Below are 13,387 nucleotides of genomic sequence, written 5' to 3' on the forward strand. Positions count from 1 at the left end.
ATTTCAGTTCGCTACATTGCACGCGTTATAACCATAGGCTGGATTAAGGAAGGAACCATTAGTTTGGTCGCCCTCAATATAACCTGTCACAAATGACTTTTCATCCATGCCTTGCGAGCCCGCCACGCTCGTACTGACGCGAACACGGTATGCCAACCAAGTCGCAAACTGCTGAGCATATTCAATCTTAATCAACAATTGGCCGCTAGCATCAGTTGTAGTCACTGCAGGGTCAGCGTAGCGAATCAACAAATCGCTCTTACGCGGCTGCAACGTCGCTTGACCATTAACGTCCACACTGTTGTCAATATTTTCTCCTGGCTCAGCACTGCCATTTCGATTGGTATCTTCATTTGGACACCAAACACGCTTTGGCGTCAGAGTATTTGGATTCACCGAGATCGAAGGGTATGCAGCAGTCAAAGACACGGGAGGCACTGGGAGCGTGTCCGTCGCTGACACGGGAACGTACGAACCTTTACCAAAATGTGTCAAATCAACTGAAATATCTACGGATGCCCCAGAGACCGCACGACCGGCTGAATCGGCAACAGACACAGAGAACGTCTTGATATATGTGCCATTACCTTTTTCCATCAGATTGTCGTGCCCAATCGAGACAGAGAGCGCCTGTCCCGCCACAGTCAGCGTAGCAATCACCGAAGCTGGGCAGTCGGTTGTAGAGGTGAAATCCACTGAGGAATAACAAGCTCTGACAGTCACTCCGTTGGTAGGGCTGCTATTTTGACCAGCAATGTACTGAGAAGTAGTACTACCAGAAACATCTGTGTAAGTAGTTTGAGTACCAGTGCTCAAGGAAGCACCGACCTTTGGAGAGCCTGTCGTCAAATCGTCAAATCGTACTCGGACGTTCGAAACTGGACTATTCGAAGAATCAAGAAACAAAAACTTGAGTGTTGATTTATTGGTCGTAAAGCCCGACGCATTCACCGACAACACATTGGGCAATGCAGACAACGACGGCACCGCACCAGCTGGAATTACAGCGGCAGGCACGCTTCCAGCTGAACTGAAAACTTGCAGTTGATAATCTGCAGCGGATATACCGCTTCCTGAGGCCGTGATTGTGTAAACACCCGCCGTTGAGGGCGCAGCAAACGCCTTGGTCGCGACACCGCTTGCAGAGGTCGTTGCAGTTTGGCCTTGGATGCTCGGAATAGAGCCACCAAACGTGATAACGCTTCCAACAATTGGAGTATTCGAGTAATCCAGCAAAGTTGCCGTCAAAGTAACGGACTGCCCGGGTGTAGGCGCCGAAGGCGCCACTTGCAGAGCAATTTTGCTCCCTGCAATTCGCAAACTAATTTTTTTATTCTTACCGTTGATCGTTACAGACACGCTGACATCTCGATCGGTTTTATCGGCCCCAATGGAAATGGTACCGGTGTAAATTCCGGATGCGTTTGTCTCCGCACCTGATGCAGGCACAAATACTGTGTTGTTGTCTACGGAAACGGATACTGTGGCACCCGCAACAATATTGTTGCTGGCATTCACTGCTGTGACCGTCAACTTCGCTGAATCAGAGCCACTATTGTTAATAGTGCTCTTGTCAGTAGAGACATAAAAATCACTTACAGAAGAAGTTGTATTCGTAGATCCAGAACTGCCTCCACCTCCACTGCTAGGCGTTCCAGGATTCCCCCCTCCTCCACCGCAAGCCACCAAGGCCGCAGTCAACATCCCACCCAACAGGTATTTCAGATAACGCATTATTTTTTGTTTCCTTGAATTTCAGGTCAGCGCACTTGCGCGCGCTCGACAATCATTTTCGGGGTAATAAACACCAACATCTCTTGCTTGTTGGTGCTACGCGATTTATTTCTAAAGAGAACGCCAGCGTACGGAATGTCTCCTAGCAGCGGGACCTTGTTTTCAGTCTCTTGTTCGTCCAACGTGAAGATACCGCCGATCACTACGGTGCCGCCATTTTCCACCAGCACCTGGGTCTTGATGTGCTTGGTGTTGATGGCGATACCCGCTGTCGTCGTTTCACCGCGGCTGTCTTTGTTGATGTCCAGATCAAGAATGATGTTGCCCTCGGGCGTGATCTGCGGAGTCACTTCCAGTTTCAGGTTGGCCTTACGGAAAGCAATCGATGTGGCGCCGCTGGAAGTTGCGACTTGGTAAGGGTACTCGGTACCCTGTTCGATCAATGCCTTGGTCTGGTCGGCCGTCACAATGCGCGGGCTCGACACCAGTTTGCCTTTGCCATCCGATTCCAACGCAGAAATCTCCAGGTTCAGGAATCGGTTGGCAGTGGCATTGAAGATCGACACAGCAAACGAGGCGACGTCGGCGGTCGATGACGTTGCGGGCAGGTTCACGAAGTTGCTGGTGGTATCAACGGTGCCGCCTGCACCACTGGAGGCAACCACGTTGCTGTAATTGGTGCCAAAGGCAACGCGGTTGTTGCCAGAGAGTTGATAGCCACCATCGCCACCGTTTTGCGCACGCAAATCAGCAGAACCCAGCTTCACACCCAGTGACTTGCCAAAGGTGTCGGAAGCCTCAACAATACGCGCCTCAATCAGCACTTGGCGCACAGCCACGTCCAAACGTTTCACCAGTTCTTGCACGGCAGCCAGTTTGCTGGCCACGTCGGTCACAAACAATTGGTTGGTGCGCGGCTCCGGAATGGCCGTACCGCGGGCGCTGAGGAATCGACTGCTGCTGGTACCCGAACTGGTGGTGCCTGCATTCGTGATCTGTGCCGCAATATCAGTAGCGCGTGCGTAGTTCATTTGGAAAGCTTGCGTTTGCAACGGCTCCAGGCTCTCCAGCGAGGCTTGCGATTCCAGGTCTTTCTTGGCGCGGGCATCAAGTTCGTCCTTAGGCGCAATCCACAAGACGGAACCACTTTTCTTCATGCCCAAGCCTTTGGCATCCATGATGATCTGCAGAGCCTGATCCCACGGCACGTCCTTCAGGCGCAAAGTCAACGAGCCCGTGACCGAGTCAGAGGTCACCACGTTGAAGTTGGTGAAATCGGCAATCACCTGCAACAGCGAACGCACCTCAATGCTTTGGAAATTGAGCGACAACTTTTCACCGTTGAAGCCAGGGCCCTGCGTCAGCTTTCCAGGATCGGCCTTCAGTTGTCGAACCTCGACCACAAACTGGCCGTCGCTTTGGTAGGCGCTGTGCTCCCAGTCGCCTTTGGGCTCGATCTGCATGCGCACCCGGTCGCCCACCTGTGTAGTGGTCACCGATTGCACCGGGGTACCGAAATCGGTCACGTCAAGCCGGCGGCGCAGCCCTTGGGGCAAGGTGCTGTTGAGGAAATCCACGATCAAAGAGGTACCTTGCCGACGTACATCCACACCCACTTGGTTGTTGGCCAAGGCCACAATCACGCGGCCCGCAGCGTCCGAACCTCGACGGAAATCCACGTCCTTGATGGGCATGGCGTCGGTGTGCACGCCTTCGGCAAAAGTGGGAGCTGTCACTGCGGTCTGCGCGGGTGCGGCGACGGGGTCAAGCACCACCAGCAAGGCCTTGCCTTGGATTTCAGCCTTGTAAGAAGTGGCCTGTTTCAGGTTCAACACGACACGCGAGCGCTCGCCCACCTGCACCACATTCACCGACCGCAGATTGCCTTGGTTGATTTCGACGGCAGACCGGCCAATACCATTGGACACACCTGGAAAATCCAGCGCAATGCGCGCTGGGGACTGTATCGCCACACCTGATGGCAGCGCAGCCAACGGCTGGGTAAGTTCAATACGGATGACTTCTGTGCCGCCCTGAACCGATCCAGTGACCGATTCAATGACACTCTGTGCGTATGCTGACACGGACGCAAAGGCCAGGAGACACACAGCCAAGGCCTTGTCTCGGGCACGCCATGCCGTTCGATGTTGATTGTTCATTTCGCTCTCTCTTGTAGCACCAAACTTGCCGGACGCTCAATCCAGTCGCCCGTGGGGTCCTGCACGATCTCTCTCAAGGTCACCTCGGATTCGTCAATCTTCAGGACCCGCCCATAGTTCAGGCCTAAGTGGTTGCCCACACGCACCTGGTACAGCAAGTTATCTACCCTCACCAATGCCACAGGTTCACCCGCACGACGCAGGCTTCCCACCATGGTCATGCTGTCCAACGGAAACGCCTCCAGCGCCTCTTTACGACGCGCCATTTCTGGTGCGATCAGTGCAGTATTCGACGTTGACTGCGCGGAGTCTCGACGCAGCGCCTGTGTCAAACGCTGGGTGCTGAAAGGATCAAGAGCTGCTTCGCCAGTGTAGGCCTGCGGCACAAACTTCTTCGGCTCAACCAATGGCTCTATGCGAGGTTTAACTTGCGCACGCTGCTCCGCCATCCATTGACGCAACTCTTCCTCGCCCGCATTGCCGCAACCCGCTAACACCAGCGAAGCACTCGCCACCACAACCCAAGTTGGCCACCGCATCATTTCTTGGCCCCTGGCGCTTTTTGCTGCGCCGCTATTTCGTCTTTATCAAGATAGCGGAAGGTTCGAGCGGTCACGTCCATAGACAGACTACCGTCTTTTGCCGGTGTCAACGTCATATTGTTCAGGGTCACGATACGCGACAGGTTCGCGACATCAGAAGCAAACGAGCCAATGTCGTGGTACCGCCCCGTGACGCGTACCGCGATCGGCAGCTCTGCGTAATACTCTTTGACCACCACTTGACCCGGGCGGAACAGATCAAACTGCAAGCTCCGGCCCAGGCCGGCTTGATTCACGTCCGACAGCAATGCCGCCATTTCGGCCTTGCTGGGGAGTTGCTTCTCCAGCTGCGTCACATATTGCTGCACCTGTTCACGCTGCTTCTTCAGGGCTTCCAGATTGACCGCTTTGGTCATGCGCTGGGTATAGACACCGCGCAATTCGGTTTCCTTCTGCTGCGCGACTTGCAGCTCATCCTCAAACCCGCTGAGCCACAGGTACCACAGTGCGGCCACCACAAACAGGGCCACCGCCAGCAACAGCAACGTACGAGGAAGTACCGGCCACACAGACGGGTCGGATGGATTCAAGCCCCGGAATTGGCGCGCCGCACTTTCCTGCAGCTGCGCAAAATCGATCTTGGTTTTGGGTTTCTTGGCCATGATGCGTAGGGCGGGCTAGGGCTTGGACGCTGAAGCTGCTGCAGCGGAAGCGGCCGCCGCCACCTGTTGCACTTCACTGGTACGCATCAGGCGCACACGCAAATTGAAACGCGCCACACGGCGCTGGTCACGCGGCGTCAATGCCACGTTGTCCGCCACGATTTCCACCAAGTCAGGGCGCGATAGCCATGGCGTGTTGTTGGCCAAATTGCGCAACAGCTCCGACACACGCTCGTTGGACTGGGCTTGTCCTTGGATCGAGATGTTTTGATTTTCTTGTTTGAGGCTCGTGAGGTACACACCATCAGGCAACTGCGCCACCAATTCATTGAGCAGGTGCACTGGCAAGTTGCGGTCAGCCTGCAAGTCTTCAACCGCCTTTTGCCGCTCCGTCAAGGCTTTGATCTCGGCTTCGAGCGTCGCAATTTCCTTGATCTGACCATCCAACACGGCAATTTCACTGGTCAAGAACGCATTACGCGCGTTTTGCTCGCTGATGCGCGCGTCATACCAGAGGTAGCCCACCCCGATGATCAAAGCACCGAGCACCGCCGACAAGCCCAAAGAGGCGTTGAAATTGTCACGCCGGCGCTTGCGCGCTGCCTCGCGGTGCGGCAGCAGGTTAATCAGAATCACTGCAAGAACCTCCGCATGGCCAACCCGCAGGACGTGAGATAGGCCGGTGCCTCGCGCACCATTTTCTTCAGCCGCACATCACCGCCAAGCTCCATGCCTTCAAACGGATTCACCAAACTACACGGAAACGACGATTGCGCCATCACGGCCTCTGCCAAGCCCGGCAAGGGGGCAGAGCCACCAGCCAACATCACGTAGTCAACCTTGTTATGCGGTGTGCTGGTGAAGAAGAACTGCAGTGCCCGGCCGATTTCTTGCGCCATGCTCTCCACAAACGGGCGCAGCACGGTGGTTTCGTAGTCTTCTGGCAATTCGCCATTGCGCTTCTTGGTTTCGGCCTCGTCCATCGAAAAGCCGTACTGGCGCACGATCAACTGAGTCAATTGCGAGCCGCCAAACGCCTGATCACGGTCGTACAAGACTTCGTCGTCGCGGATCACCTGCATGCTGGTGGTCAGGGAGCCCAATTCAAACAAAGCGACCAGCGCGCCGGCGCCCTTGTTTGGCAAGCGTTCAATCAGCCGCGAAGTCGCCAAACGCGATGCGTATGACTCAATATCCAGAATGACGGGGTTCAGCCCAGCCGCCTCGGCCAGGCCCTGACGGTCCTGGACCTTTTCTTTGCGCGAGGCTGCAATCAGCACCTCGACATCGCCCGCCGAATTGGCACTGGGGCCAATGACGCAGAAGTCCAGACTCACCTCATCCAACGAGAACGGAATGTATTGGTTAGCCTCAGACTCCACCTGCACTTCCAACTCCAGATCGGACAAACCAGCAGGCAGAATGATTTTTTTGGTGATCACAGCTGAAGGCGGCAACGCCAGCGCCACATTTTTGGTGCGCGTGCCACTCTTTTTGACGAGACGTTTGAGCGCGTCAGCCACTTCGTCAAACTTTTCGATGTTGCCATCGCTGATCCAACCGCGCTCCAAGGGCTCCAGAGCGCAACGTTTCAGCAGTAAATTACCCGCCCCGTCATAATCCAATTCCACCAGCTTCAAGCTGGATGAACTGATGTCGATCCCGACGAGAGGGGCCGACTGGCGTCTGAATAACGACCCCAAAGAGATCAAAACCGTCTCCTGCAATTGAGCACGATGCTACAAAAATTAACACTTCGTGGCATGCTATCAGCAACATTACTGTCCAGCAAAGCTTATTGCCAAAGGTAATTCATGGAACCGTTGTCAAAAGCCTACGATCTAATGGCCTGCCCAGGGTGTCTGCGCACGACGAATTAAGCACTGGTCGTGCCTACCCGATGGATGCAGCACCCGCCAGGCGGCTTTCAGACCTACAGACGCGTACCCTCACTCAAGGCAAAATGACGCCGCAATACGTGAGTTTGGCGTCGCCCGTACGTGATCGATACCGACATCTCTATCACCAGAACTCAACCGCCGACCTCACAGCCGATTCGACCCTGACAGGGTGAGTTCGCCCTGTCCTCTGAACTTTATGCCATCAAAACCACCTTCCTCTTCTGAAAACAGCTCCGAACGTAACGCGGACACTCGCCCGCGCTGGATGCGCTGGCTGATCCGTTTGGCCGCCTGGGGTACGGGACTATTGGTGGCAGGCGTCCTGTCAGTGGCCATGGTGGTCGCCATCGCTCTGGCCATGGCCTATCCCAATTTGCCCGATATTTCGGCACTGGAAGACTACCGCCCCAAACTGCCGCTACGTATCTACTCAGCAGAAGGCACCTTGCTGGGCGAATTCGGCGAAGAACGGCGCAACCTCATGCCCATCGACGAAATTCCTGCGGTCATGAAAAATGCAGTGCTGGCCATTGAAGATGCGCGTTTCTACGAGCACGGCGGCGTGGACTACAAGGGCATGCTGCGCGCCACGCTGGCCAACCTGGGCCGCGCCAAGAGCCAAGGCGCCTCCACCATCACCATGCAGGTGGCACGCAACGTCTACTTGTCATCAGAAAAAACGTTCACCCGTAAGATTTACGAGGTGTTGCTTACGTTCAAGCTCGAACATTTGCTTAGCAAAGACAAGATTCTGGAAATCTACATGAACCAGATCTTCCTGGGCAACCGGGCCTACGGTTTTGCCGCAGCGTCTGAGGCCTACTTCGGCAAGCCGCTGAAAGACATCACCATTGCCGAAGCGGCCATGCTCGCCGGCTTGCCCAAGGCTCCATCGGCCTACAACCCGATCATTAATCCCAACCGTGCGCGCACCCGCCAGCTCTACATCATTGAGCGCATGGAAGAAAACGGCTTCATCACCGCCGCGCAGGCAGACGCTGCAAAAAAAGAAGAGCTGAAAATTCATTCCAGCAACAGCAACGACCGCATCCACGCCGAGTACGTGACCGAAACCGTGCGCCAGTTGTTGTTTGCGCAGTATGGTAACGACACCTATACCCGTGGTCTGAACGTCTATACCACGCTGCAAACCGAAGACCAGACCGCTGCCTACAAGTCGCTACGCAAAGGCATCATGGACTATGAGCGCCGCCAGATTTACCGCGGTCCAGAAAAGTTCATCACCCTGCCGCAGGATGCAGCCGACCTTGACGATGCGGTGGACGATGTACTTGCAGAGCACCCGGACAACGGCGACGTGATGTCGGCGGTGGTGCTTTCGGCCACGCCGAAAAAGATCACCGCCGTGCGCGGCAATGGCGACCAACTGGAAATCACTGGCGAAGGCTTGAAACCCGCCCAATCTGGTTTGGCTGACAAGGCCCCTCCAAAGATCAAGATCATCCCGGGTGCAGTCATCCGCGTCGTGAAAACGCCCAAAGACACCTGGGAAATCACCCAATTGCCTGAAGTGGAAGGCGCGTTTGTGGCCCTGGACCCACGCTCGGGTGCCATCAAGGCACTGGTGGGAGGCTTCGACTTCCAGAAGAACAAGTTCAACCACGTGACCCAAGCCTGGCGTCAGCCGGGTTCGAGCTTCAAGCCGTTCATCTATTCAGCAGCGCTTGAAAAAGGCTTCACGCCCGCTACTGTTGTGAACGATGCTCCGCTCTTTTTTGACGCAGGTGTGACTGGCGGCCAGCCATGGGAACCGAAAAACTACGACGGCAAGTTTGAAGGCCCCATGACCTTGCGCAACGGCTTGGCCAAGTCGAAGAACATGATCTCGATTCGCATCCTGCAATCGATTGGCACTGGCTACGCACAGCAATGGGCCACGCATTTCGGGTTCGACGCCGAAAAACACCCGGCCTACCTGACCATGGCGCTGGGTGCCGGCTCGGTGACCCCCATGCAGATGGTCGCGGCCTACTCTGTATTTGCCAATGGTGGCTACCGCGTCAACCCATGGCTGATCGCCAAGGTCACCGACCACAAAGGCAAAATTCTGGCTGAAACCAAGCCCCCCGTGCTCGACGAATCGTTGCGCACCATCAGTGCCCGCAACGCTTTCATGATGACCAACCTGCTCGGCGAAGTCACTTTGCGCGGCACAGCCGCTTCGGCTCAGCGCATTTTGAAGCGCCCAGACGTTTACGGTAAAACCGGCACCACCAACGACTCGATTGACGCCTGGTTTGCTGGTTACCAACCTACGTTGGCGGCAGTGACCTGGATTGGCTACGACACACCGCGCAATTTGGGCTCGCGCGAAACCGGCGGCGGCTTGGCGCTGCCCCTATGGATCAATTTCATGGAAACCGCCCTGAACGGCGTGCCAGTGGTGCAGCCTACGGTGCCAGAGGGCGTGGTGCAATCGGGCGGCGAGTGGTTCTATAACGAGTACGCGCGCAATGCTGGCGTGAGCAGCGTGGGCGTCGATGCCGCAGCCGGAGCAGCGAGCGGTAACGCTCCAGTCCCCACCGCACCGCCTGCGGCCGAGGAGCGCAACCGCATCCTCGATCTGTTTAAAAACTAACTCAGCCTGCTAGGCTTGAAACACCAGCGCCTGGTTCGCCTGGGCGCTGGCATCGCGGCTCAAGCTGGCAAAAAACTCGCCCTGGCCTTTGGTGTCTTGCCACTGGCCATCCACCCATTTGAAGTGATAGCCGCCAGACTTGGCCGCGAGCCAGACTTCATGCAGCGGCTTTTGCAGGTTGATCACAATCTGGCTGCGGTTGGGAAACGTCAACGTGATCATTCCGCCGGTGCGTTGGTTGTCAATGTCGGCATCGCTGCGGTCATTGATGCCATCACAACTAGCCTCTACCGCTTTCAGCAAAAGCTCTGCGCGGTCCATAAATTCCGGGTCGGTCATACAATTTCGCCATGTTGAAGTACTGTCAAATTTTAGTGAACACCGTCGCCCTTGCCGGCAGCATGGTGGTTTTATCGGGCTGCGGACAAAAAGGCCCGCTGTATTTGCCTACGGAGCCCGCAGCGGCGCAGCGTGCCACGCTGCCGCAGACGTTGACTCCGAACGTGTTGAAATCGTCCCCAACCGCAACACCCGGCACCACAACCGCCCCCACGCCAGCCCAACCTGCGTCGGCACCTTAAGGTTTCCGCGCCATAGATAGAGGGTGCTGCTAAAGCGCCCCCTCCTTTCACGTCAAACACGAACGCTCTTTCATGACCACCCCGCAACTCCCCGGCCAACCGCACATCGCCTACCAAGCAGGCAACCTGCATGCAGAACAGGTCAAGCTCGCCGACCTGGCCCAGCAACACGGCACGCCTTTGTTTGTGTACTCTAAAGCCGCGATGTTGTCGGCTCTCGCCGCCTACCAACGCGGCTTTGCCGGGCGTAACGCATTGATTTGCTACGCCATGAAGGCCAACTCGTCGCTGGCCGTGCTGCAAGTATTTGCACGCGCCGGTTGCGGCTTTGACATCGTCTCGGGCGGCGAACTGGCACGCGCGCTGGCGGCTGGGGCCGATCCCGCAAAAATCATTTTCTCGGGCGTGGGCAAGACCCGCGCTGAGATGCTGCAGGCCTTGCAAGCAGGCATTGCCTGCTTCAACGTGGAGAGCACGGCCGAACTGGAAGTGCTGAACGAAGTAGCCCTCGCCGCTGGCCAACGCGCCAACATCAGCCTGCGCGTGAACCCCAACGTTGACCCAAAGACCCACCCCTACATTTCCACCGGCCTCAAGGGCAACAAGTTCGGTATCGCCCATGAAGAGGCGCTAGCCGCCTACCAGCGCGCAGCTGCCCTGCCCGGTTTGAAGGTCGCAGGCATCGACTGCCACATCGGCTCGCAGATCACCGAAGAAGCGCCGTACCTGGACGCGATGGACCGCATTCTGGATTTGGTCACCTCCATTGAAGCGGCTGGCATCCACATCCACCACATCGACTTTGGTGGTGGCCTGGGCATCAATTACAACGGCGACACGCCGCCTGCGGCAGACCAGCTCTGGCAGCTCTTATTGGCCAAACTGGATGCGCGTGGTTTTGGCCAACGCCAGTTGATGATCGAGCCCGGCCGCTCGCTGGTGGGCAACGCTGGTGTGTGCCTTACCGAAGTGCTGTACCTCAAGCCCGGCGAGCAGAAGAACTTCTGCATCATCGACGCAGCCATGAACGAGCTACCCCGCCCCGCCATGTACCAGGCGTTTCACCACATTGCACCGCTGCAGCCCCGCGCCGAAGCTGGCGTGGAATACGACGTGGTCGGCCCGGTGTGTGAAAGCGGCGACTGGATTGGCCGTGACCGCACGCTGGCCGTGCAGCCTGGCGACCTGCTGGCGGTGTCGTCCACCGGCGCCTACTGCATGTCGATGGCGAGCAACTACAACACGCGCAACCGCCCAGCCGAGATCTTGGTGGACGGCGCCCAGGCCCACGTGATCCGCGCCCGCGAAACCGTGGCCGAGCAGTTCCGCCTGGAAAGCTTGCTGCCGTAAACACAGGTCGGCACAAAAACGAAAGGCGCCACCTAAACAGTAGCGCCTTTCGCTTATTCAGATTGCCTAAAAGCTACTTTTTGCTTAAAGCTCGCCACACGCGCCAGCCTAGCAGCACAGCCAAGATGGCAGCGTAGATGAATACTTCATTGAAGTTGTTCTTGCCCGCCCGCATCCAGAAGAAGTGCAGGATGCCCAGCCCGGCGATCACGTAAACCGCCTTGTGTAGCATTTGCCAGCGCTTCGCTCCCATGGCCTTGATGGCGCGGTTGAACGACGTGGCCGCCAGCGGCGTCAGCAGCACAAAAGCCGAGAAGCCAACCAAGATGAATGGCCGCTTGACGATATCCTTGCCAATGCTTTCAAAGTCAAACCCCATGTCGAACCAGCTATAGCTGATGAGGTGCAGCACCACATAGAAGTAGACAAACAAGCCCAGCATGCGGCGAAACCGTGCCAATGCTGGTGTGCTGGTGATCACGCGCAGCGGCGTGACCGCCAGCACGATGCACAAGAAGCGCAGCGTCCAGTCACCGGTCGCGCGAATCAAATACTCCGCGGGGTTGGCCCCCAGGTTGTCGGTGAAGATGCCATACAGCAGCCACGCAAACGGCAACAGGCTCAGGATAAAAATGGCTGGCTTGGCCAGCGGGTGAAGTAATATTTTTTTCATCATCGATGGGCGACAAGACGCCACTCAGCCGCCAGAGCGACGGACTAGAACGTCACGCGTGGCCACCGGCCACGCTCGGATGGTTTAGATGAGCTGACGACTAAGAACGTATTTCTCAGAAGTTGCGCTTGAGGTCCATGCCCGCGTAGAGCTTGCCCACTTGCGCTTCATAGCCGTTGAACAGCAAGGTGGTGCGCCGTTTGGCAAACAAGCCTCCGCCATCACCGATACGGCGCTCGGTGGCTTGGCTCCAGCGCGGGTGGTCCACGTTCGGGTTCACGTTGGAGTAAAAGCCGTATTCGTTGGCAGCGGCTTTGTTCCAGGCGGTCTTCGGTTCTTTATCAGTAAAGCGAATCTTCACGAGACTCTTGGCACTCTTGAAGCCGTACTTCCATGGCACCACCAAACGCACCGGCGCGCCGTTCTGGTTGGGCAACACTTCGCCATACATGCCGAAGGTCAGCAGCGTCAGCGGGTGCATGGCTTCGTCCATACGCAGGCCTTCCACATACGGCCAGTCCAGTACGCGGGAACCAACGAACGGCATGGTTTTAGGGTCGGCCAAGGTCACGAACTCAACAAACTTGGCGCCACTTTGCGGCTCGACCTTCTTGATGAGTTCTGACAGCGAGTAGCCCACCCAAGGGATCACCATCGACCAGCCTTCGACGCAGCGCAGCCGGTAGATACGTTCTTCTTGCGCGCTGAGTTTGATCAGGTCTTCAAGGTTGAACTTGCCGGGTTTGTTGACCAAGCCTTCGATCTCGACCGTCCACGGCTTGGTCTTCAGCGTGTGGGCGTTCTGCGCCGGGTCGGCCTTGTCGGTGCCGAATTCGTAGAAGTTGTTGTACGTGGTGGCGTCTTTGTACTCGGTGAGCTTGTCCATGGCGATGGCGCCATCGACCGCAGACTTACCGCCCTTGAGCGCGGGCAACTTGCCCGGCGCCACAGTTTGCGCCAGCGCTTCGCGCCCGGCCCAACTGGCCATTGCGGCCCCTGCAACGCCTGTGGCCAGCAGTTTCATCATGTCGCGCCGGCCTTCGTAGACGGCACGATGGGTGATTTCACTAGAGACGGGATGGATGAAGCCGTTATTGTGGGTTTTGATCAGCATCGCATTTTCCTTGAGTGGTAACGAGGTTTTCTGGGCCTGTATGTCTTGGTCGAGCAGACTTCGGATTCCTTA

The 13,387-nt window shown here is 56.7% G+C and carries 12 protein-coding genes; 3 read left to right on the forward strand and 9 right to left on the reverse strand.

Annotated elements, in window-relative coordinates; all coding sequences use genetic code 11:
• Positions 1-3: 3 nt before the first annotated feature.
• Genes ACPWMG_RS23275 through ACPWMG_RS23300 form a run of 6 tightly spaced genes read right to left on the reverse strand, consistent with a single transcriptional unit; the run spans position 4 to position 6,809 of the window.
• The gene (locus ACPWMG_RS23275; protein ID WP_483301871.1) at positions 4-1,734 is read right to left on the reverse strand and encodes an Ig-like domain-containing protein; all 1,731 of its coding nucleotides are present in this window, start codon (positions 1,732-1,734) and stop codon (positions 4-6) included.
• A 26-nt stretch (positions 1,735-1,760) separates the two neighbouring features.
• Positions 1,761-3,893 (reverse strand): type IV pilus secretin PilQ, encoded by a 2,133-nt coding sequence (locus ACPWMG_RS23280; RefSeq protein WP_483301872.1) that lies wholly within the window; start codon positions 3,891-3,893, stop codon positions 1,761-1,763.
• The gene (locus ACPWMG_RS23285; RefSeq protein ID WP_483301873.1) at positions 3,890-4,435 is read right to left on the reverse strand and encodes a pilus assembly protein PilP; all 546 of its coding nucleotides are present in this window, start codon (positions 4,433-4,435) and stop codon (positions 3,890-3,892) included. Before ACPWMG_RS23285 ends, ACPWMG_RS23280 begins: the two co-directional genes overlap by 4 nt.
• Entirely contained in the window at positions 4,432-5,097 is a 666-nt protein-coding gene (locus ACPWMG_RS23290) for a type IV pilus inner membrane component PilO (protein WP_483301874.1), read from the reverse strand. Before ACPWMG_RS23290 ends, ACPWMG_RS23285 begins: the two co-directional genes overlap by 4 nt.
• 15 nt (positions 5,098-5,112) lie before the next feature.
• Entirely contained in the window at positions 5,113-5,733 is a 621-nt protein-coding gene (locus ACPWMG_RS23295) for a PilN domain-containing protein (RefSeq protein ID WP_483301875.1), read from the reverse strand.
• Complete coding sequence (locus ACPWMG_RS23300; protein WP_483301876.1) at positions 5,730-6,809, reverse strand: pilus assembly protein PilM; 1,080 nt, start codon at positions 6,807-6,809, stop codon at positions 5,730-5,732. Before ACPWMG_RS23300 ends, ACPWMG_RS23295 begins: the two co-directional genes overlap by 4 nt.
• A 385-nt stretch (positions 6,810-7,194) precedes the next feature.
• On the opposite strand from ACPWMG_RS23300, the gene ACPWMG_RS23305 reads away from it, so the two are divergent.
• Positions 7,195-9,597, forward strand: a complete 2,403-nt coding sequence (locus tag ACPWMG_RS23305; protein WP_483301877.1) for a penicillin-binding protein 1A — start codon at positions 7,195-7,197, stop codon at positions 9,595-9,597.
• Positions 9,598-9,606: 9 nt separating this feature from the next.
• Here ACPWMG_RS23305 and cyaY read toward each other — a convergent pair whose 3' ends face one another.
• The gene (gene cyaY, locus ACPWMG_RS23310; protein WP_483301878.1) at positions 9,607-9,936 is read right to left on the reverse strand and encodes an iron donor protein CyaY; all 330 of its coding nucleotides are present in this window, start codon (positions 9,934-9,936) and stop codon (positions 9,607-9,609) included.
• A gap of 35 nt (positions 9,937-9,971) precedes the next feature.
• Between cyaY and lptM the strand changes: the two genes are divergently transcribed.
• Complete coding sequence (gene lptM, locus ACPWMG_RS23315) at positions 9,972-10,178, forward strand: LPS translocon maturation chaperone LptM (RefSeq protein WP_483301879.1); 207 nt, start codon at positions 9,972-9,974, stop codon at positions 10,176-10,178.
• A 72-nt stretch (positions 10,179-10,250) separates the two neighbouring features.
• Positions 10,251-11,528 (forward strand): diaminopimelate decarboxylase, encoded by a 1,278-nt coding sequence (gene lysA, locus ACPWMG_RS23320; protein WP_483301880.1) that lies wholly within the window; start codon positions 10,251-10,253, stop codon positions 11,526-11,528.
• Positions 11,529-11,601: 73 nt separating this feature from the next.
• Here lysA and ACPWMG_RS23325 read toward each other — a convergent pair whose 3' ends face one another.
• The gene (locus ACPWMG_RS23325) at positions 11,602-12,201 is read right to left on the reverse strand and encodes a protein-methionine-sulfoxide reductase heme-binding subunit MsrQ (protein WP_483305320.1); all 600 of its coding nucleotides are present in this window, start codon (positions 12,199-12,201) and stop codon (positions 11,602-11,604) included.
• A 115-nt stretch (positions 12,202-12,316) separates the two neighbouring features.
• Positions 12,317-13,315, reverse strand: coding sequence for a protein-methionine-sulfoxide reductase catalytic subunit MsrP (gene msrP, locus ACPWMG_RS23330; protein WP_483301881.1), 999 nt, complete (start codon positions 13,313-13,315; stop codon positions 12,317-12,319).
• Between the last annotated feature and the right edge of the window lie 72 nt (positions 13,316-13,387).

The sequence above is a fragment of the Hydrophilobacter chitinilyticus genome (genome assembly GCF_049860745.1).
Taxonomy (GTDB): Bacteria; Pseudomonadota; Gammaproteobacteria; order Burkholderiales; family Burkholderiaceae_C; genus Rhodoferax_B.